This window comes from Rhizobium johnstonii 3841 (assembly GCF_000009265.1).
GTDB classification, from domain to species: domain Bacteria; phylum Pseudomonadota; class Alphaproteobacteria; order Rhizobiales; family Rhizobiaceae; genus Rhizobium; species Rhizobium acaciae.
Genome location: NC_008380.1, coordinates 4566485 through 4587302 on the forward strand (window position 1 = coordinate 4566485; position 20818 = coordinate 4587302).

At 61.4% G+C, this 20818-nt stretch carries 19 protein-coding genes and 1 tRNA gene; 11 read left to right on the top strand and 9 right to left on the bottom strand.

Annotation, left to right across the window (positions count from 1 at the left end):
- Positions 1 to 111: 111 nt before the first annotated feature.
- Positions 112 to 993 carry a peptidylprolyl isomerase gene (locus RL_RS22160; RefSeq protein WP_011653690.1) on the bottom strand — a complete coding sequence of 294 codons (882 nt, stop codon included), beginning with the start codon at positions 991 to 993 and terminating at the stop codon, positions 112 to 114.
- A 246-nt stretch (positions 994 to 1239) separates the two neighbouring features.
- Between RL_RS22160 and secA the strand changes: the two genes are divergently transcribed.
- The 3 genes from secA to RL_RS22175 all read left to right on the top strand — a co-directional run bounded on the left by secA (position 1240) and on the right by RL_RS22175 (position 6832).
- Complete coding sequence (secA, locus tag RL_RS22165; RefSeq protein ID WP_011653691.1) at positions 1240 to 3957, top strand: preprotein translocase subunit SecA; 2718 nt, start codon at positions 1240 to 1242, stop codon at positions 3955 to 3957.
- 181 nt (positions 3958 to 4138) lie between these two features.
- A complete protein-coding gene (locus RL_RS22170) occupies positions 4139 to 5554 on the top strand; it encodes a lipopolysaccharide biosynthesis protein (RefSeq protein WP_032993606.1) in 1416 nt (471 codons plus the stop codon).
- Entirely contained in the window at positions 5555 to 6832 is a 1278-nt protein-coding gene (locus tag RL_RS22175; RefSeq protein ID WP_028744084.1) for a GNAT family N-acetyltransferase, read from the top strand.
- A gap of 43 nt (positions 6833 to 6875) precedes the next feature.
- Here RL_RS22175 and RL_RS22180 read toward each other — a convergent pair whose 3' ends face one another.
- Entirely contained in the window at positions 6876 to 8507 is a 1632-nt protein-coding gene (locus RL_RS22180; protein WP_011653694.1) for an AMP-binding protein, read from the bottom strand.
- A 224-nt stretch (positions 8508 to 8731) separates the two neighbouring features.
- On the opposite strand from RL_RS22180, the gene RL_RS22185 reads away from it, so the two are divergent.
- A complete protein-coding gene (locus RL_RS22185) occupies positions 8732 to 9712 on the top strand; it encodes an aldo/keto reductase (protein WP_011653695.1) in 981 nt (326 codons plus the stop codon).
- Positions 9713 to 9802: 90 nt separating this feature from the next.
- Here RL_RS22185 and RL_RS22190 read toward each other — a convergent pair whose 3' ends face one another.
- Positions 9803 to 10381 (bottom strand): TetR/AcrR family transcriptional regulator, encoded by a 579-nt coding sequence (locus RL_RS22190; protein WP_011653696.1) that lies wholly within the window; start codon positions 10379 to 10381, stop codon positions 9803 to 9805.
- A 129-nt stretch (positions 10382 to 10510) separates the two neighbouring features.
- Between RL_RS22190 and RL_RS22195 the strand changes: the two genes are divergently transcribed.
- Both RL_RS22195 and RL_RS22200 read left to right on the top strand, forming a co-directional pair.
- Positions 10511 to 11806: an MFS transporter gene (locus RL_RS22195; protein ID WP_011653697.1), complete on the top strand. Its 1296-nt coding sequence runs from the start codon at positions 10511 to 10513 to the stop codon at positions 11804 to 11806.
- Between the two features lie 124 nt (positions 11807 to 11930).
- Positions 11931 to 12015, top strand: a tRNA-Leu gene (locus tag RL_RS22200).
- 194 nt (positions 12016 to 12209) lie between these two features.
- Here the strand turns inward: RL_RS22200 and RL_RS22205 are convergent.
- Both RL_RS22205 and RL_RS22210 read right to left on the bottom strand, forming a co-directional pair.
- Positions 12210 to 12497 (bottom strand): hypothetical protein, encoded by a 288-nt coding sequence (locus RL_RS22205; RefSeq protein WP_003543268.1) that lies wholly within the window; start codon positions 12495 to 12497, stop codon positions 12210 to 12212.
- A 169-nt stretch (positions 12498 to 12666) separates the two neighbouring features.
- Positions 12667 to 12951 (bottom strand): hypothetical protein, encoded by a 285-nt coding sequence (locus RL_RS22210; protein WP_003543270.1) that lies wholly within the window; start codon positions 12949 to 12951, stop codon positions 12667 to 12669.
- A 214-nt stretch (positions 12952 to 13165) separates the two neighbouring features.
- Between RL_RS22210 and RL_RS22215 the strand changes: the two genes are divergently transcribed.
- On the top strand, positions 13166 to 14914 hold the full coding sequence (locus RL_RS22215; RefSeq protein ID WP_011653699.1) for a cation:proton antiporter: 1749 nt from the start codon (positions 13166 to 13168) through the stop codon (positions 14912 to 14914).
- A 149-nt stretch (positions 14915 to 15063) separates the two neighbouring features.
- On the opposite strand, the gene RL_RS22220 is transcribed toward RL_RS22215, so the two are convergent.
- Complete coding sequence (locus RL_RS22220; RefSeq protein WP_032993603.1) at positions 15064 to 15354, bottom strand: hypothetical protein; 291 nt, start codon at positions 15352 to 15354, stop codon at positions 15064 to 15066.
- Positions 15355 to 15551: 197 nt separating this feature from the next.
- Between RL_RS22220 and RL_RS22225 the strand changes: the two genes are divergently transcribed.
- Together RL_RS22225 and RL_RS22230 are read left to right on the top strand one after the other, a co-directional pair.
- Positions 15552 to 16142, top strand: a complete 591-nt coding sequence (locus RL_RS22225; RefSeq protein ID WP_003543275.1) for a YqaA family protein — start codon at positions 15552 to 15554, stop codon at positions 16140 to 16142.
- A 23-nt stretch (positions 16143 to 16165) separates the two neighbouring features.
- Positions 16166 to 16684 (top strand): disulfide bond formation protein B, encoded by a 519-nt coding sequence (locus RL_RS22230; RefSeq protein ID WP_011653701.1) that lies wholly within the window; start codon positions 16166 to 16168, stop codon positions 16682 to 16684.
- Positions 16685 to 16761: 77 nt separating this feature from the next.
- On the opposite strand, the gene RL_RS22235 is transcribed toward RL_RS22230, so the two are convergent.
- Both RL_RS22235 and RL_RS22240 read right to left on the bottom strand, forming a co-directional pair.
- Complete coding sequence (locus RL_RS22235; RefSeq protein ID WP_011653702.1) at positions 16762 to 17319, bottom strand: HNH endonuclease; 558 nt, start codon at positions 17317 to 17319, stop codon at positions 16762 to 16764.
- A gap of 111 nt (positions 17320 to 17430) precedes the next feature.
- Complete coding sequence (locus tag RL_RS22240) at positions 17431 to 18123, bottom strand: DNA-3-methyladenine glycosylase family protein (RefSeq protein WP_028744080.1); 693 nt, start codon at positions 18121 to 18123, stop codon at positions 17431 to 17433.
- On the opposite strand from RL_RS22240, the gene gluQRS reads away from it, so the two are divergent.
- Positions 18122 to 19003, top strand: a complete 882-nt coding sequence (gene gluQRS, locus RL_RS22245; RefSeq protein ID WP_028744079.1) for a tRNA glutamyl-Q(34) synthetase GluQRS — start codon at positions 18122 to 18124, stop codon at positions 19001 to 19003. The genes RL_RS22240 and gluQRS overlap by 2 nt on opposite strands.
- Here the strand turns inward: gluQRS and RL_RS22250 are convergent.
- Positions 18968 to 19891 carry a YihY/virulence factor BrkB family protein gene (locus tag RL_RS22250; RefSeq protein WP_003543284.1) on the bottom strand — a complete coding sequence of 308 codons (924 nt, stop codon included), beginning with the start codon at positions 19889 to 19891 and terminating at the stop codon, positions 18968 to 18970. The two genes, gluQRS and RL_RS22250, sit on opposite strands and share 36 nt — an antisense overlap.
- Before the next feature lie 76 nt (positions 19892 to 19967).
- Here RL_RS22250 and RL_RS22255 point away from each other — a divergent pair, with 76 nt between their 5' ends.
- Positions 19968 to 20801: an SDR family oxidoreductase gene (locus RL_RS22255; protein WP_011653704.1), complete on the top strand. Its 834-nt coding sequence runs from the start codon at positions 19968 to 19970 to the stop codon at positions 20799 to 20801.
- Positions 20802 to 20818: the final 17 nt, after the last annotated feature.

A 20818-nucleotide genomic window follows, 5' to 3' on the forward strand; every position in this document is an offset into this window, starting at 1 on the left:
GGCATCATGCTCTACTTTTTGATTTAGATCCGGATTCAGATTCAGGTCGATCAGGCCCAAATCATCCGGATCTAATGAAGGGCCCGGAAGAACCGGGCCCGGATGCGATTATTACTGCTGCGGTGCCGGCGCAACGGGCTCGCTGCCCGGCTCCGGCTGCTTGTTGGCCTGGTCGTAACCCTTGCGTAGCGTCTCGTCCGTGATCTCGATCTTGGCGGAGGCTTTCGCCTTGTTCAGAAGCTCAAGATACTTGTCGCGCATGACGAGCTGACGAACCTGATCCTGCACCTGCTCGAAGGGCGGCGGCGGAGCGTCGCGCTTATCTTCGACCTTGATGACGTGGAAGCCGAAATCGGTCTTAACCGGCGTCTTGGAATAGGTGCCCTTCTCAAGCGCGAAGGCTGCGTCTTCGAATTCCTTGACCATGCGGCCGCGCGAGAAATAACCGAGATCGCCGCCTTCCGACTTGTTCGGATCGGTGGACTTTTCCTTGGCGAGTTCGGCGAAATCCTTGCCGGCGTCGAGCTGCTTGATGATGTCCTTGGCTTCGTCCTCGGTCTTGACGAGGATATGACGGGCGTGGACTTCCTCCTGCTTCGGCAGGGCGGCGACTTCCTTGTCGTAACGGGCCTTGACTTCGTCAGGCGTCACGATGTCGACGACATGCTTCTTGAAATAGGCATTGTGCAGCTCGCGGTCGGAGAGATACTGCATGCGCTTCTTGAATTCGTCGGTCTGATCAAGCTTCTCGGCCGCAGCGTCGGCGGCAAGCAGCTTCACGTCGATGGCGGCGGAAAGGGCTGCGACCTTCTTCTGGTCATCGGGAAGCTGCGCCAGCTGGGGGTCGAGATTGGCGACGGCAAGGTCGAGTTCCGACTGGTGGATCTCCAGGGTGCCGACCTTGGCGATGACGGCGTCATCGGCATAGGCCGGGGCCTGGAGCGCAACAAAGGTTGCAAACGCCAGAACGGCAAGTTTGTTGGTGCTCAACATGAAATACCCTTCACAGTTACATTGCCGGTTTCAGCATCCCCTGAATCCAGCCCAAAATAGCCATCAACACCGGATTGTGGCCTTTCTGTATCCGCCAAATCCGTTGACATCATTCGACCCCCCTCTTATCTGTCACGCAACCTCGCGTCCAGAACAGTTTCCGGGCGTTTTAAGGCGCGCGCCTGATTTTCGGCTGGGCCGCGGACAAGAAACGCCGGGGATGAATATTGAGAAAGGGCCAGTCATATGGTCAGCTTTGGCGGTATAGCCCGCAAGTTATTTGGGTCTTCCAACGACCGCCGCGTGCGGTCCTACCAGCCGAACGTCACTGCCATCAACTCTATCGAAGAGAAGACGAAGGCCCTGACGGACGAGCAGCTCGCGGCAAAGACCGTGGAGTTTCGCGCCCTGCTCGCCGAGGGCAAGACGCTCGACGACATTCTGATCCCGGCCTTTGCCGTCGTGCGCGAAGCCTCGCGCCGCGTTCTCGGCCTGCGACCTTTTGACGTACAGCTGGTCGGCGGCATGATCCTGCATTCGAATGCGATCGCCGAGATGAAGACCGGCGAAGGCAAGACCCTCGTCGCCACCTTGCCGGTCTATCTGAACGCGCTTTCCGGCAAGGGCGTGCACGTCGTCACCGTCAACGATTACCTCGCCCAGCGCGATGCCGCCACCATGGGCCGCGTTTACGGCTTCCTCGGCATGACCACCGGCGTCATCGTCCACGGCCTTTCCGACGAGGAACGCCACGCGGCCTATGCCTGCGACATCACCTACGCCACCAACAACGAACTCGGCTTCGATTATCTGCGCGATAACATGAAGTATGAGAAGAACCAGATGGTCCAGCGCGGCCACAACTTCGCAATCGTCGACGAAGTGGACTCGATCCTCGTCGACGAGGCGCGCACGCCGCTGATCATCTCCGGTCCGCTCGACGACCGCTCCGAACTCTATAATACGATCGACGCCTACATTCCGCTGCTGGTGCCGAGCGATTACGAGATCGACGAGAAGCAGCGCTCGGCCAACTTCTCCGAAGAGGGCACCGAGAAGCTGGAAAACCTGCTCCGCCAGGCCGGCCTCCTGAAGGGCAACGCGCTCTACGACATCGAGAACGTTGCGATCGTCCATCATGTCAACAACGCGCTGAAGGCCCACAAGCTCTTCCAGCGCGACAAGGACTATATCGTCCGCAACGACGAAGTCGTCATCATCGACGAGTTCACCGGCCGCATGATGCCGGGCCGCCGCTATTCGGAAGGCCAGCACCAGGCGCTCGAAGCCAAGGAAAAGGTGCAGATCCAGCCGGAAAACCAGACGCTGGCCTCCATCACCTTCCAGAACTACTTCCGCATGTACGACAAGCTCGCCGGCATGACCGGTACGGCGCAGACGGAAGCGGAAGAATTCGCCAATATCTACAATCTCGATGTCATCGAGGTCCCGACCAACCTGCCGATCAAGCGCCTCGACGAGGACGACGAGGTTTACCGGACCTTCGACGAGAAGTTCAAGGCGATCATCGAGGAGATCCTCGACGCCCACAAGCGCGGTCAGCCGGTGCTGGTCGGCACCACCTCGATCGAGAAATCGGAACTGCTCGCGGAGCGCCTGCGCAAGCAGGGCTTCGACGACTTCAAGGTGCTGAACGCCCGCTACCACGAGCAGGAAGCCTATATCGTCGCCCAGGCCGGCGTGCCGGGTGCCATCACCATCGCCACCAACATGGCCGGCCGCGGCACCGACATCCAGCTCGGCGGCAACCTCGACATGCGCATCGAGCGCGAGCTCGGCGAAGTCGAAGCCGGTCCGGAGCGTGACGCCCGGATCCAGGCGATCATCGAGGAGATCAAGGAACTCAAGCAGAAGGCGCTCGACGCCGGCGGTCTCTACGTCATCGCCACCGAACGCCATGAAAGCCGCCGCATCGACAACCAGCTGCGCGGCCGCTCCGGCCGTCAGGGCGACCCTGGCCGCTCGAAGTTCTACCTGTCGCTTCAGGACGACCTGATGCGCATCTTCGGCTCCGACCGCATGGACAGCATGCTGACCAAGCTCGGCCTCAAGGAGGGCGAGGCGATCGTCCATCCCTGGATCAACAAGGCCCTGGAGCGCGCCCAGAAGAAGGTCGAAGCCCGCAACTTCGACATCCGCAAGAACCTCCTGAAGTATGACGACGTTCTCAACGATCAGCGCAAGGTGGTCTTCGAGCAGCGCCTCGAACTGATGGAATCGACCAATATTTCCGAGACCGTTTCCGACATGCGTCGTGAGGTGATCGAGGACATGGTCGAAAAGCATATCCCAGAGCGCGCCTATGCCGAACAATGGGATGCCGCCGGCCTGAAGACCGGCGCTTTGAACATCCTCAACCTCGACCTGCCGGTCGAGGACTGGGTGAAGGAGGAAGGCATCGGCGAGGACGACATCCGCGAGCGCCTGACGGAAGCCGCCAATGCGGCCTTCACGGAAAAGGCCGAGCGTTTCGGCGACGACATCATGCATTATGTCGAACGCTCGATCGTCATGCAGACGCTCGATCATCTCTGGCGCGAGCACATCGTCAACCTCGACCATCTGCGCTCCGTCATCGGCTTCCGCGGCTATGCCCAGCGCGATCCGCTGCAGGAATACAAGTCGGAGGCCTTCGAGCTCTTCACCGCGCTACTCAACAATCTGCGCGAGGCCGTCACCGCCCAGCTGATGCGCGTCGAACTGGTGCAGCAGGCCCCTGCCGAGCCTGAACCGCCGCTGATGCAGGCCCATCACCTGGATCCGACCACCGGCGAGGACGATTTCGCCCCGGCGATCTACCAGGCGTCGGAAGTCATCGTTTCTCCTGAAAACCGCAACCCGGATGACCCGGCCACCTGGGGCAAGGTCGGCCGCAACGAGACCTGCCCTTGCGGCTCCGGCAAGAAATACAAGCACTGCCACGGCGCCTTCGAACAGGTCTGAGGCAAGCCCGCAAAGATCCGCGAAAATGCCGCCTCCGGGCGGCATTTTCTTTTCTGCGGCAACGCCGGAAAGTCTGAATTTCAGCGTTGGACGGCAGACCCGATCCGGAACCGTTTCTTAACCCTGTTCTGTCAAGACTTCAGGGGCGATTTGCCTGACCTCAGAGTTTTGCGTGTTCATCATGGCGGTCATAGAAACAGCGGAGAAGATGCTGCCCGCGGGCCTGCGCCCGATCGGCGGTCGCACGCTGCGTTTGCTTGCTGCCGTGCTCACCGAACGCGGTGAGAGGGCGGCCGCCCAGCGCATGGCGCTGACGGCCTTTTCGATCCGTGTCCTCAGCGCCGCGCTCGCCTTCGTCTCCCAGATCGTGCTCGCCCGGCTGATGGGCGAATATGAATACGGTATCTTCGTTTTCGTCTGGGTGCTGGTCGTCGTCTTCGGCGATCTCTCATGCCTCGGTTTCCACACCGCGATCGTCCGCTTCCTGCCGCAATACAGGGCGGCGGGCGCTTTCGAGGAAATCCGCGGCCTGACCGGCGCAGCGCGCATCTTTGCGCTGCTATCAGGCACGGCGGTGCTCGCAGCCGGCATGCTTGGGCTGCATTTCTTCGGCGATATGATCCAGGTCTATTATCTCGTCCCGATCTTCATCGGCCTGCTCGCCATGCCGATGATCGCGCTCGGCGATATTCTCGAAGGCACGTCACGGGCGAACCATTGGCCGGTGATGGCGCTGAGCCCCGTCTATATCGTCCGCCCGATCCTGATCATCCTCTTCATGCTGATCGCGATTGCCATCGGCGCCGAACACACGGCCGTCACGGCGATGCAGGCAGCACTCGTTGCGACCTTCGTCACCGCTCTCGGCCAGTATGCCGCAACGCTCTACCGCCTTCGCCGGCATTATGACGACGGCCCGCGCAAGGTCGATTTCCTCGCCTGGTTCAGCGTCGCCTTCCCGATTTTCCTGATCGAGGGCGTGAGCTTCCTGCTCACCAATTCCGACGTCGTCGTCGTCGGCATCTTCCTCGAGCCGCATGACGTCGCCATCTACTTCGCCGCCGCCAAGACAATGGCGCTGGTGCATTTCATCAATTTCTCGGTCAAGGCGGCCTCCGGCCCGCGCTTTTCCTCGATCATTGCCGAAGGCGACCACGCCCTGCTGGCAGCCGCTGCCATCGACGCCGCCCGCTGGACCTTCTGGCCGGCGCTCGGGGTCGGCCTTGTCGTGCTTGCGGCCGGTCATCTGCTGCTGTCGCTCTTCGGCGGCGCCTTCACATCAGGTTATCTGGTCATGGCGATCCTACTCGCCGGCATCCTCGCCAAATCGCTGGTCGGCCCGGCCGAAACGCTGCTGATGATGGCTGGCAAGCAGAACCTCTGCGTCGCGCTCTATGCCGGCGCACTGACGGCCAATGTCGGCCTCAACCTCGCTTTGATCCCGCATTACGGCATCGAAGGCACAGCGATCGCCACGGCCTCCGCCATGGCAGTCGAGGCAATCCTCCTGCATGTCGCCGTGCGCCGCACGCTCGGCATCGTTCTTTTCGCCTTCGCCAGCCCCTCCGCCGCAACGCCAGAAATGAGAGTTCGATAGATGGTGCGTGTTCCCCCCGTTACCGAAAGCACCGACAGCGCCGCAAACCGCATGGTGCATGATCTCGCGGCACTACATTTCGAAGCGCCGCAGGCCGAGGCTCGCGCCGAGATCGGCCGGCCGGGACGCGAGCTCTGCCTCTATCCGGGCAAGCTCGGCTATGAGCTTCAGGATGAGCTCGATTTCCTTTCCAACCGGGCAATGGAACCGAACGTCTTTTTCTCCGGCCGTTTCCTCGCCCCCGCCATGCCGCGGCTCGAAGACCGGCAGGTGAACTTCGCCCTGATCCGCGACCACAATGCCGGTCGCAGCCGCATGCGCTTCCTCTTGCCGTTTTCGGTCGACAAGCCGGGCTTTGCCGTCGGCCCGTCGATCATCCGCGGCTGGTCGAACAGTTTCGGTCCGCTTGGCACGCCGCTCGTTGATGGCGAGGATGCCGCCGAAACCCTAGACAACCTCTTCGAGGGGCTGACCGCGCGTGATCTCAATCTGCCCGGCATATTGGTTCTGCCGGATCTCAGGCTGAACGGCATCTTCGTGCGCATGGTCAAGGCCGTGGCGCTCAGCCGCAATCTTCCCGTCACCGTCACCAATCCCTATTTGCGCCCGATGCTGCAGAGCGAGGAAGAGGCGCCGGCCTATCTCGGCAAAACCATCTCCTCCTCGCATATGCGCGAGATGCGCCGCCAGTGGCGGCTGCTGGAGGAACAGGGAACAGCGGTCTATACCGTCGCCCGGCAACCGCGCGAAATCCATATCCGCTTCGAGGAGTTCCTGGCGATGGAAGCCGGCGGCTGGAAGGGCAAGCGGCGAAGCGCTCTCGTCACCGATCGTTATCACACGGCCTTCGCCCGCGAGGCGGTGTCGAACCTTGCCGCCGTCGATGCCGTGCGTATTCATACGATCGATCTCAACGGCAAGGCGATCGCCGCCATCGTCGTGCTGATGATGGGCGGCGAGGCCTATACCTGGAAAACCGCCTACGACGAAAACTATGCCCGCTATTCGCCGGGCAAGCTGCTGATGAGCGAACTCACCGAATGGCATCTCGACGACGCCAATATCGTCCGCTCCGATTCCTGCGCCGTCTCGGATCATCCGATCATGAGCCGCTTCTGGCAGGAGCGCGAGGAGATGGGAACGCTGGTGATCGGCCTGACGCAGAACAGCGACCGCGACATGCGCCAGGTCACCGCCCAGCTCCACATGTACCGCAGCACCCGCAATATGGCGAAGATGCTGCGCGAAAAAATCATGTCGCTTGCCGGCCGGGGCTAAGCAACTCCAGCAAAATGCGCGGGGTTTTGCCTCCGGAAGTGATCTATCCCTCGCTGGCAGCCCTTTCGCGCAGCAGCCGGCGGATCACCTTGCCGGTGGTGGTCAGCGGCAATGCATCGATGAATTCCACTTCGCGCGGATATTCGTGCATTGAAAGCCGCGTCTTCACCCATTCCCTGATGTCGGCAGCCAGCGCCTCGCTCGGATGATGGCCTGGTGAAAGCACGATATAGGCCTTGACGATCTCGGTGCGCACGGCATCGGGTTTGCCGACGGCGGCGGCAAGCTGCACGGCGGGATGGCCGATCAGGCAGTCCTCGATCTCGGCGGGGCCGATGCGATATCCCGACGAGGTGATGACGTCGTCATCGCGTCCGTCGAAGGTAATATAGCCCTCGGCGTCCTGCCGGCCGATATCGCCGGTGAGCAGCCAGCCTTTGACGAATTTTCGTTCCGTCGCGGCCATGTCGTCCCAGTAGCCGAGGAACATGACAGGATCGGGACTGGCGATGGCGATCTGGCCCGGTTCGCCGACGGGCAACTCGTCGCCCGTCTCGCTGACGATCGCGACGCGATGCCCGGGCACCGCCCGCCCGATGGCGCCCGCTTTGGTGACGCCATAGGCAGCACTCGACGCAAGCACGAAATTGCACTCCGTCTGGCCGTAGAATTCGTTGACGGTGATGCCGAGCGTATGCCGCGCCCATTCATAGGTCTCGCGCCCAAGCGCCTCCCCGGCCGAGCCGATGGTGCGCAGCGCCAGATCATATTTCGAGCGCGGATCGGACACAGATCTCATTAGCCTTAGCGCCGTTGGCGGAATGAAGGCATTGCGCACCTTCATTTCGGCCATGATGCGATAGGCCATGCCGGCATCGAATTTCTGCGCCGGCGACGAAACGACGGGAACACCGAGCAGAAGGCTCGGCAGCAACGCGTTGAGCAACCCGCCGGCCCAGGCCCAGTCGGACGGCGTCCAAACCTTGTCGCCCGGCCGCGGAAAACCCTCATGGGCGAACTGCATGCCCGGAATATGGCCGGGCAGGACGCGGTGGCCATGCAACGCGCCTTTGGGTGGCCCCGTCGTTCCCGACGTGAAGATCATCAGCGCCGGATCATCCGGACCGGTTTTGGCGATGTCGAAGACAGAGGGATGGCCATCCACCAGTTCGGCGAAAGCAGTCGCATCGGCACTCGCCCCATCAATGCTGACGATATGCTTCAACGCCGGCAGGCGTCCGCGGATCTGCCGGATGCGTTCGAGACCGAAGCCATTGGTGACGACGGCCGCGGCACCTGCCGCCTTCAGCCGGTATTCCAGCGCCTCGACGCCGAAGAGCAGCGCCAGTGGCAGCGCGATCGCGCCGGCCTTGTAGATCGCCACATGTGCGATCACCGTTTCGAAGGATTGTGGCAATAGCAGCGCGACGCGATCGCCGCGTTTGACATCAAGTGAAACGAGCGCATTTGCGAATGCCGAGGAACGGTCGGCGAGCGCGCGATAGGTCATCACGCGGTGATCGCCGTCCGGGCTGAAATGCTCAAGGCAGACGCGCTCGGGATCCCTCGCGGCCCAGTCGTCACTGACGGCGCGGCCGATATTGAAATCCTCCGGAATCCGCCAGGAGAAATCGCGATAGAGATCGTCATGGCGATCGTGGGACGGCAGTTGCATGGTCGGATTCCGGTAAAAATGCTGCATCAGCTAACATCTTGCGGCGCGGATGTGCAAGCTGCAGCCGGAATCGACAGCGATGATCGCGGCTTCAGAAGTCTCGATCACGGATCATTGTGCGCATGCAGCATAGATTCTTCATTTGCCGCCCTGCGACTTTGGCCATCTCGCGCTAAATCATGGAAAGCCGCCTGGGGTCATCCAATTCATCACGGAGTCGTTTCATGGAATACGAAAAATTTGGCAAGACCGGTCTCGAAGTGTCGAAGATCTGCTTGGGCTGCATGACCTTCGGCGATCCCGGCCGCGGCAATCACGCCTGGAGCCTGCGGGAAGAAGAAAGCCGGACGATGATCAAGCAGGCGATCGACCTCGGCATCAATTTCCTCGACACCGCCAACACCTATTCCAATGGTTCATCAGAGGAGATCGTCGGCCGGGCCATAAAAGATTTCGCCAAGCGCGAGGACATCGTGCTGGCGACCAAGGTGTTCAACCGCATGCGGCCGGGCCCGAACGGCGCCGGCCTGTCGCGCAAGGCGATCTTCGACGAGATCGACAACAGTCTGCGTCGCCTCGGCACCGATTACGTGGATCTCTACCAGATCCACCGCTTCGACTACACGACGCCGATCGAGGAAACGCTGGAAGCGCTGCACGACGTCGTCAAATCGGGCAAGGCGCGTTATATCGGCGCATCCTCCATGTATGCCTGGCAATTCGCCAAGGCGCTTTACGTCTCCAGGCTGAACGGCTGGACCGAATTCGTCAGCATGCAGGACCACCTGAACCTGCTCTACCGTGAGGAAGAGCGCGAAATGCTGCCGCTCTGCGAGGATCAGAAGATCGCCGTCATCCCCTGGAGCCCGCTTGCCCGTGGCCGCCTGACCCGCGACTGGGACGAGACGACGGCACGCAGCGAAACCGACGAATTCGGCAAGACGCTCTACACCCAGTCCATCGATGCCGACCGCAAGATCGTCGGGGCCGTGGCCGAAATCGCCAAGGCCCGCAACATCTCCCGCGCCCAGGTCGCAACCGCCTGGATCCTGCAGAAGAGTGCGGTGACCGCCCCGATTATCGGCGCGTCCAAGCCGAACCACCTCACGGACGCCGTTGCCTCGCTCTCGGTCAAGCTTACCGCCGAGGAAATCGCGGCACTGGAGGCACCCTACATCCCGCACGCCATCGCCGGCTTCAAGTAGCCGCTGGCTTCTCGGTCCTCAGGCACATGCAAGATAGATCCCTCTCCACCTGGAGAGGGAGATCGAAACCATGGCCTTTCGCGACTGAGATTATGTCTGGCTTTCAGGATCGAGCTGCCGGCGCATCGTCACCAGAAACTGCTCGGCAAGCGCCCTGTCCTCGACCGCGCGGGCAAGAATGACGGCACCCATCATCGATGAGAGTGTCGTCGTCGCATTGGCGCGGCGCTCCTCTTCGGTTTCGCCGGGAACGATATCGGCGAGCGTATCGACCAGCACGGACAGCCCGTCGCTGAAGACCGCGCGGACTGCGCCGCGGCTGCGGCTGACTTCCTGGATCAGCGTTGCGAAGACACAGCTGCCGCCCGGATCGTCAACCGTGCGCCAGTGGATATAGTGATCGAGAAGCGCTGCCAGCGGCCGGTCCGGCGATTCGGCGATATGTTCTTTCCAGCGCGTTTCGACCTTGTCGATCAGCTTGCGGCTGACCTCAAGCGCCAGGTCGTCCTTCGAACCGAAATGACCGTAGAAGCCGCCATGCGTCAGCCCGGCCGCCTTCATGATGTCGGCGACGCCGACCCCGTCGAAGCCGTTTTCGCGGAAAAGCACGCCGGCAACGCTCAGGATCTTTTCGCGGTTTTCGGCAAATTTTTCGCGGCTGACCCGCATTTGTCGTCTCCAGAAATAGTCGCTTGACAAAATATATGACGTCCATCATCAATACGCAAGAAATATGATGGCCATCATGTAAATCGGTCCAGTATCTTCCAGAACCTGAATTTAAACGGAATCTTGCCCATGGTTTCCACAGCCCTCGCCTCCACCCTTGCCCGGCGCAACATCCATTATGGCTGGGTCGTCGTTGCCGCGACCTTCCTCACCATGCTGGTCACTGCCGGCGCCATGGGCGCACCTGGCGTGCTCATCAAGCCGCTGCAGGACGAGTTCGGCTGGGAGACCTCGCAGATTTCCTCGGCCCTTGCGATCCGCCTGATCCTGTTCGGCTTCATGGGTCCGTTCGCCGCCGCCTTCATGAATTATTTCGGCGTGCGCAAGGTCATCGTCTTCGCCTTAGCGCTGATTGGCGCGGGCTTCGTCGGTTCGCTGTTCATGATGACGCTGTGGCAGTTGCTGCTGCTCTGGGGCATCGTCGTCGGCTTCGGCACTGGTCTGACGGCGATGGTGCTCGCCGCGACCGTCTCTTCCCGCTGGTTTACCAAGCACCGCGGCCTCGTCGTCGGCATGCTCTCGGCAAGCTCGGCGACAGGCCAGCTCGTCTTCCTGCCGCTGATGGCGGAGCTGACGGAACGCTACGGCTGGCGCTCGACGGTGTTTTTCGTCTGCGCCATGATCATGGTCGCAGCCCTTGCCGTGCTGGCTTTCATGCGCGACCGCCCGGCCGACCTCAACCTGCCCTCCTTCGGCGAAACGCAGGTAACGCCGCCGCCGGCAAGCACCTCGCTTGGCGTCGCGCTGATGACGCCGATCACCGTCCTCAGGGAAATCTCGAAGACCTCGACCTTCTGGATCCTCTTTGCCACCTTCTTCATCTGCGGCCTCAGCACCAACGGCCTGATCCAGACCCATTTCGTCACCCTTTGCGGCGATTTCGGCATCGTGCCGGTGGCCGCGGCAAGCGTGCTGGCTGTCATGGGCATCTTCGATTTCTTCGGCACCATCGGTTCCGGCTGGCTGTCCGATCGCTTCGATAATCGCTGGCTGCTGTTCTGGTATTACGGCCTGCGCGGCCTCTCGCTGCTCTACCTGCCGTTCAGCGATTTCAGCTTTTACGGCCTCTCCATCTTTGCCGTCTTCTACGGCCTCGACTGGATTGCCACCGTGCCGCCGACCGTCAAGATCGCCGCCGATCGCTTCGGCCCTGAAAAGGTCGGCCTCGTCTTCGGCTGGGTCTTTGCCGGCCATCAGCTGGGAGCCGCGACCGCCGCCTATGGCGCCGGCCTCTCGCGCACGGAGCTTTCGAGCTACCTGCCCGCCTTCTTCGTCGCCGGCGCCTTTTGCCTGCTGGCCTCGATCCTGGCGATCACGCTGAAGAAGTCCGGCCTGAGCAGCCCGGCACCGGCCACCGCCCATTGATATCAGACAGGATCCGGCCTCGAGCGAGGCCGGATCTCTCTACCGGATCAGTCCGATAACTTCGTTTGCCCGTCTTGCGCGCGCGGGTGCTCGCATGTTAGACAGCCGCCCGTTCGTATCCGTTGCCCCATTGGCGGAATTGGTAGACGCGCTCGACTCAAAATCGAGTTTCGAAAGAAGTGCTGGTTCGACTCCGGCATGGGGCACCAGCCTACGCTCTGTGAGCTTCGGCTCGGCAAGCCGAAGAGAGCAGCTAAGCGGAGGCTGTCGCGCCGTAGTTCCGTCAGGAACGAAGGCGGACCGGTTCTATAATGCTCCGGTTAGCTGCACCATCATCTCAAATGCCTAGCCTGGTTCAAAGAGCCGATGACCCCACGGAACGAATTTCGCATCTGACCGAAGCTTATTTATTCTTTAGCAGCCACATCTTGCCGGCCATCGTGATGCCGTAGACGTCTTTTGATGCGTCGTCATCCAGGTGCCGCCTCTCCAGAAAACCCGGCTCCTTCAACTCGCCCAACGTCTTGGCAGTGACCGACTTTATTTTCTGAGGCCGCTCTTTCCACCGGTCGGTTTTTGCATAAGTCACAGTCGCGTTCTCATGCGTCCATTTATTGGCTGGCTGAGGATAAAGGTCTCCATCCCTGGCGAGTTTAAGTGCGGCGATCTGGGACGGCGTAAGCTCAATCATACTAAAAGATCCTGTGCGGGCGGTGTTTGCGCTGGGAACGCGCTTTTACCAAAGGCGTGCTCATAACACCGACAGACGACTTTCACCACCGCATTGAGATATTCTTGCCACAAAAGGCGAAAACCCGGCTCGTCGGAACCGGGCTTCGTCCTTATCGCATATTTTTTCGTTAATTGCAGCGTCGGACCGTCCTGGTGACCTCGCCTTCGTCGGTTTGTCGGGTGACGCTCCTGGTTTCGCAGCCATTATCGCGGTAGCGGCGGTGCTCACGTTCGCGCACAGCACCGAAAGTGACGCCACGTTCGCTGATGGTGATGCCGGGTCTTACCCGCTCGTGGCGATAGCCGTCGTCATAGGAACGCTCCCTGACATAGACGCTGTCGGCAAGAACAGGCGCTGCAAACGAGCAGGCGGCAAGGGCCGCCACAGTACAGTTCAGGATGATCTTCCGCATGTCGTTTCTCCTTTCTTGATGAAAGGGCAACGAGACAAGACGCAAGTGGTTCCAACATCGGTGACGGCCCGACCGTGCCGTGGACGACGTCTGCGCCGCACTGGCCAGGACTGAGAACGAAGGCTTCAAACAGTAGCCCATCTCCCAAATCAACTGTTTAATTTTGCTTGCGCTTCGTCCAAAGTGGCCGCCGCTATCACAAGAGAGGGCGGACGTGCATCAGGAAGTAGGACTTATCGCGACGGTCGCCGTCAGTTTCGTTTTCGCGGCGATCCTGGGCTATGGCGCCGACCGGCTTCGGCTGCCGCCACTCGTCGGCTACCTGATGGCGGGCATCCTGATGGGGCCGTTCACGCCGGGCTTCGTCGCCGATACCGCCCTTGCCGGCCAGCTCGCCGAGATGGGCGTCATTCTTCTGATGTTCGGCGTCGGCCTGCATTTTTCCGCCTCCGACCTGCTAGCCGTGCGCGGCATCGCCGTACCTGGCGCGATCGGACGGATTATCCTCGCGACCCTCTTGGGCATCGGCCTTTGCAAACTCTGGGGCTGGAGCCTCGGCGCCGGCATCGTCCTCGGCCTCAGCCTATCGGTGGCAAGCACGGTCGTTCTCTTGAAGGCGCTGGAGGAGCGCAATCTCGTCAACGCCGCAAGCGGACGCGTCGCCGTCGGCTGGCTGATCGTCGAGGACCTGGTGATGGTGCTGGCGCTGGTGCTGCTGCCGGCGCTTGCAGAGCTTCTGGGTGGCAACGCCAGCACTACGACCAATCACGGCCTCGGCGACCTGCCGCTGGCGCTGACGATCGGCTTGACGCTGCTGAAGGTTGTGGCCTTCGCCGCCATGGCGATCTTCCTCGGTCCTCGCATCGTGCCCTGGCTGCTGACGATGATCGCCCGCACCGGCTCGCGCGAACTCTTTACGCTGACGGTGTTGGCGATCGCTCTCGGCATCGCCTTCGGCTCGGCGGCGATCTTCGGCGTTTCCTTTGCACTCGGCGCATTTTTCGCCGGCGTCGTCATGAGCGAATCCCAGCTCAGCCACAGGGCGGCCGCCGACTCGCTGCCGCTGCAGAACGCTTTCTCCGTGCTGTTCTTCGTCTCCGTCGGCATGCTCTTCGACCCCTCGATCCTGGTGCGCCAGCCGCTGGCCGTGATCGGCGCGCTGGCTCTCGTCATCCTCGGCAAGGGCATCATCACCTTCCTCATCGTCATCCTGCTCAGATATCCGATCAGCATGGGACTGACATTGGCCGGCGGCCTCGCCCAGATCGGCGAATTTTCCTTCATCCTCGCCGGCCTCGGCGTCTCACTCGGGCTCCTGCCGCATGAGGGCCAGGATCTGATCCTCGCTGCCGCGATCCTGTCGATCACACTCAACCCGATCGTGATCTTCGCAACCGACGGCCTGAAGAAGTATATCCATTTGACATGGCCCTCCCTCTGGGAAAGTTACGGCAGGAGCAATCAGAAGGCGCTCGGCAAAGAACTGGAAAAGATCAGGGCGCTCGGCGAAGAGCGCGAGCGCCAGCATCAACTGAAGATGCAGCAGCTGATCGAGACTTTCCCGCTGTTCTCCGAGGTCGACGAGGACGCGCAGGAGGAGCTGCTGCTGCTCTTCAAAGCGAAATCCGCGCCGCCCGGCGAACGCGTCATCCGCCGCGGTGACCGGGGCGATAGCATGTATTTCATCTCCTCGGGCGCGGTGGAAGTGCGGCTCGCCAGCGGCGCGATCCGCCTGGAGCCGGGCGCCTTCTTCGGAGAAATGGCGCTGCTGACCGGCGGACGGCGCACCGCCGACGTCATCGCCGTCGATTTCTGCCAGTTCGAGGTGCTCGAACGGCGCGACTTCAACATGTTCATGTCGCACCATCCACATCTGCGCGCCGCCGTCAGCGAAATGGCCCAGCAGCGGACGGAAATGAACGTCCTGCGGCAGCAGCGGGAAAAGTCGATGGATCTGTCCTGACGCAAACATCACCGCATGTCAGCGGCAATCGCGCTAGAGCAATTCCAGGAAAAGTGCGAAGCGGTTTTCCGTCCGGAATCGCGTAAAAACAAAAAGTTAGAGCGATTCTGCGTTTCCTTGAAAAGCTGAACCGCTCTAGCGCGATTGCCTCAGCCCGCCGGCCAATAGCCATCGGAGCGGAAATCCTCCGGGATCGGATCGAGCCGCGACAATGTCTCGGCTGCGAAATCGATCTGCAGCGACAGGTATTTAAGAGACGCCAGCATCGGCACGCCGGTCGCGAATTCCCGGATTCGGGACAGATGATAACCGCTCTCGCTGATCCGTCGCGCAGCCTCCCGCCGCACGTCCTCTTTGCTTGGTCCGTGCCCCTCTTCGGACCAGTCATCCATTTGCACGGCCTGCCCACGGCCGCCTTCGATCACTTTGAACATTCTCATGCCACCCTGCACGTCGACCCTAAATCAGCTTGCCGCAGAATGGCCGATTCGCAATCCCGTGAAATCTTGGGAGAGGCGCTGACACCCATCATCACGAAAATTTTTTGACAGCGGCGGCACGAAGGACACAGGCGAGCATTTACAGCGCCGCGCACGGCCCCTAAAGCTCTTTTGCACTGCAACAGGAAGGAAACGGAATGCTCCGCAGACTTTACGACTGGACCATGTCTCTGGCCGCACGCAAATCGGCCGAAATCTGGCTCGCCGTCATCGCCTTCGTCGAAAGCTCCGTCTTTCTCGTCCCCGCCGATGTGCTGTTCCTGCCGATGGCGCTTGCCAGGCCGGAACGCTCCTATCGCTACGCGCTGGTCGCGACCGTCGCTTCCGTACTCGGCGGCATCGCCGGCTGGGCGCTCGGCTTTTACGCCTATGAGACGGTGGCGCGTCCGGTTCTGGAATTCTACGGCAAGCTCGAAGCCTTTGAGCAGATGAAGGCCTATGTCACCTACGAATGGATCCTGCTGCTGCTTGTCACATCAGGTCTTGCGCATCTGCCGCCGATCAAGATCGTGACGATTCTGTCTGGTGTCATTCACGTCAATCTGGGCCTTTTCATTGTTTCGGCGATTATTGCACGCGGCGCGCGTTTCCTCTTCCTCGCTTGGCTGCTGCGCCGCTACGGCGAGCCGATCCGTGACTTCATCGAGAAGCGCCTCGGCCAAATCGTTGGCATCGGTGCCGCTACGGTGATCGTGCTATATGTCGGCTACCGCTCTTTCGCTCACTAGACCAAACTTCGCGGAGTTCCGCCATGACTGCCCCTGCCTCGCCGCTCGCCCGCCCCGGCTTTGTCTATTCCATATTGCTCGCCACCGGCATGGCGGCGGCTGTCGGCACGGCGCTCGGCTTCCAGTATATCGGCGGCTATATTCCCTGTGCGCTCTGCCTGTTGCAGCGGCAGCCCTATTATTACGCCATCCCGATCGCGATCCTGGCCGCAATCTCCGAGCTCGTCGGCCTGCCGAACTGGATCACCCGCGCGCTCATTCTCGCCGCCGGCATGCTGATGCTGGTGACGGCGGGCATGGGGGTCTATCACGCTGGCGTCGAATGGCATTTCTGGCCCGGCCCGGCCACCTGCTCGACGACGGCAAGCAGCATGACGACCAATGCCGGCGATCTGCTCGGTGAGCTCAACACCATCAAGGGCCCGTCCTGCACCGATGCGGCGCTGCGCGTGCTCGGCCTGTCTTTTGCGGGCTGGAACGTGATTGCCGGAATCCTGCTCGCAGCCTTCGCCTTTGTCGGCGTTCGCAAGGCCGCCTCATAAAATTATGCAGCATTCGAAGGGCTGCAGCGTCCTTTGCGCCTCTGAAAGGACGCGCAACGCTGCAGCAGGCCGTTCGATCAGGGCTGCAGTTCGGTATCCCAATAGAGATAATCGAGCCAGCTTTCATGCAGATAGTTCGGCGGGAACAGCCGGCCGTTATTGTGCAGATCCTGCACCGTCGGCTGGTAGGGCTTCTGCGCCGGGAACATGCCTGCCTGCTTCGGAAGCTTGCTGCCCTTGCGCAGATTGCAGGGCGAGCAGGCTGCCACGACATTCTCCCAGGTCGTCTCGCCGCCATGGGCGCGGGGGGTGACGTGGTCGAAGGTCAGGTCGTCATGGGCGCCGCAATACTGGCATTCGAACCGGTCGCGCAGGAAGACATTGAACCGGGTGAAAGCGGGATTGCGGGACGGCTGAACGTAAGTCTTCAGGCACACGACACTCGGAAGCCGCATCGAAAAGCTCGGCGAGGAAACCGAATGTTCATATTCTGCAATGATGTTCACACGGTCGAGAAATACCGCCTTGATCGCGTCCTGCCAGGACCACAACGACAAGGGGTAATAACTCAGTGGCCGGTAGTCAGCGTTCAGGACGAGCGCCGGCAGGGCCTGTGGGGAGACTGCAATCGTCAAGGGACTCTCCTGATCGATTCGGCATCTGCACCTGTATATTAGGCCGGTTGTTACAGGATTGTGAAGTCCAATAAATTCAGAGGATAAAGGCAATTTGAAGAGTGTTGCCGATCAGCCGATCGGCACCATGTCACGGCGCATCTTGGTGGCGTAGTAGGCCCAGAAAAGCCGTGCCGCTACCGAGCGCCACGGCGACCAGACTGCCGAAAGCTCAGCAAGCGTCTTCGCCTGCGGCCGTGCGGCAAGACCGAATGCGGTCCCGACGGCATTCTGCAGCGCGACATCGCCGGCCGGGAAAACATCGGCATGGCCGCCGCAAAACATCAGATAGACCTCTGCCGTCCACGGCCCGACACCCTTCAGCGCGGTGAGTTCGCCAAGCGCCTCGCCCGGCGGCTTCAGGCAGAGCCCGGAGAGATCGAGACGGCCGGAGGTGACCGCTTCGGCAATCCGCGACAGCGTCTCGGCCTTGGCGCGCGACAGACCGAATTCGCGCCACGCCTCGGCGTGAAGCAGTGCGTAACCTTCGGCCGTCAGCGAACCGTCCGCCGGCAGCATGCGCCGCCAGATCGCCTCGGCGCTGGCGCGCGACACCATCTGCGATACGATGATATGGGCAAGACCGGCAAAACCGGGTTCGCGCAGCCTGAGCGGAATGACCCCGGCCTCCGCGACGATCGGCGCAAGACGCGGATCGAGGCGAAGCAGCGCTTCGAGCCCCTGCCTGACATCGTCTTCGTTGCGGATGATCTGCACTTTGCCTCGCAGTGGTTCAAAAGCCGAATCCATGGCAGAAGAAAGCATGACCACGAGTGAGCGTCAAAAACCTGCCTTTCGTTTTGCGCCGAGCCCCAACGGACCGTTGCATCTCGGGCATGCCCTCTCGGCCCTTCTGAACAGCGACATGGCACAGGCCGAACAAGCGCGCCTGCTGCTGCGCATCGAGGATATCGACCAGACGCGCTGCACGCCCGAGTTCGAGGCCGGCATCCTCAGGGATCTCGAATGGCTTGATATCGGCTGGGAAAGCCCGGTGCGGCGTCAGTCGGAACATTTTCCCGAATATCAGGCGGCGTTGCACGCACTGATCGAGCGCGGACTGGTCTATCCGGCCTTTCTGACGCGCGGCGAGGTGAAGGCGCGCGTCGTCGCCTACGAGGCGGCGGGTGAGCCCTGGCCGCGCGATCCCGACGGCACCCCGCATTATCCCGCAAATGACCGCGAGCGTCCGGCAGACGAATGGCGGGACATGCTGACCTCGGGGAAGAAACATGCCTGGCGGCTCGATATGCGCAAAGCGCTCGACCTGATCGGCGAACTGCTGTTCTGGACGGAAACCGGCGATGGCAGGACAGGTGAGATCGCCGCCGAGCCCGACGTCTGGGGCGACGTCATCCTGTCGCGCTCGGATGCGCCGTCGAGCTACCATCTTTCCGTGGTCGTCGACGATGCGCTGCAGGGCGTCACCCATGTCGTGCGCGGGCTCGACCTCTTCCACGCGACATCGGTGCACCGGCTGTTGCAGGTGCTGCTCGGTCTGCCGCAGCCGGTCTATCACCATCACCGCCTCATTCTCGGCGCCGATGGCCGCAAGCTCTCGAAAAGCCAGGGCGACAGCGGACTTGGCGAATTGCGCGCCCAGGGCATGTCAGGGGCGGATATTCGCCGCCTTGTCGGGCTCTGATTGCCTTTCGACACGCTCTCTGCCGACGATCGACAGCGTGTGGGAGAACATGCGGAAGACACGGAACTTGATCAGCGCTGCATTGATCTCCGCCCCGATGATGAAGATGACGCCGACCATGTAGAGGAAGATCAGCACGATCATGACGGAGGCGAGACCGGCGTAGGTTGCCGTATAATTGGCGAAGGTCGCCAGATAATAGGCAAAGATCAGCGCACCGGCGAGCCAGAGAAGCAGCGTCAGCAGCACCCCGGGAATGACGTCGAAGACCCGCCGCTTGCCGGCCGGCAGCCAGAGATGCATGACCAGCAGACCGACGGTCAGAACCACCAGCGTGCCGTAGATGCGCCAGCTGAAGACGATGTCGAGCGTATCGGCAAACAGCGGAAACCATTTCCTCGAATAATCGAGCGCCAGCGGCAGGGCGACCAGCAGAATGCTGATCGCCGTGAAGATGATGACCGCGATCAGCACATAGCCCAGGCTGGCGAGACGGGTGAAATACCAGGCCCGCGTTTCCTGCACCCGATAGGCGCGATTGAGCGAAATGCGCAGCGCCTCGACACCGTTCGAGGCGAAATAGGCCGCCGCCAGCACCGAGATCGTCAGCAGCCCGCCGCGGGGAATGGTCAGCACCTGCAGCACCTGGTCGGCGAGCGGTTTGGCGATCGCCTCGGGCCAGGTGTCGAAGATCAGGTGGATGGCAGTCGAGGAAAATTGATCGGCGCCGAGGAAGCTTGCAAGCGCGGTGCCGAAGATCAGGAAGGGGAAAACCGCAAGCAGGCTCGACAGCGCCACATGGCTTGCCATGGCGAAGCCATCGTCCTCGACCATGTGACAGATCGCGTCATAGACCACGTCATAGATCGTGCGCAGCACCTTCGGCATTCCGTCTCCGGCTTTCCAGATTGTATCCTCTGGCCGAATATGGGAAACGAGTCCCATTTTGTACAGGAATCATTCCATGGCGGGAGAGCGCACCATCGTCGTGACCGGATGTTCGTCCGGTATCGGCGCTCATTGCGCGCGGGCGCTGAAAGCAGATGGCTGGCGTGTCTTCGCGACGGTGCGCAAGCCGGACGATCTCAAGGGGCTGGAAGCAGACGGCATCGAAGCCTTCCTGATGGACTATGCCAGGACCGAGACGATTTCCGACCTGGTCGGCGCGGTTCTGGAACGCAGCGGCGGTCGCATCGACGCACTCTTCAATAACGGCGCCTACGGCCAGCCAGGCGCCGTCGAGGATCTGTCGACGGCAACGCTGCGCGCGCAGTTCGAGGCGAATTTCTTCGGCTGGCATGAGCTAACGCGGCAGGTCATTCCGCCGATGCGCAAACGTGGCGAAGGGCGGATCGTGCAATGCTCGTCGATCCTCGGCGTCGTCCCCTATCGCTATCGCGGCGCCTACACCGCGTCCAAATTCGCACTCGAAGGCCTGAGCATCACCCTGCGCATGGAGCTGCAGGGCAGCGGCATCCATGTGAGCCTGATCGAGCCGGGACCGATCGCCACGCGCTTTACCGCCAATGCGCTCGCAAAGATCAAGGAGCATATCGACCTCGAAAATTCGCCGCACGCGGTCGATTATATCAGGCAATTGGCGAGACTTGACGGATCGGGGCCGGTCAACCGCCATAAACTCGGCCCGGAAGCGGTCTATTCCGTGTTGAAACACGCATTGAACTCGAAAAATCCGAGGCCACATTATCCTGTAACGACTCCAGCTAAGCAGGGCATGTTCCTGAAGCGGCTGCTTCCGGCAGACCTCTTCTACCGCCTGATGCGCTGGATGGACTGACTGAGAAAGCTGAACGC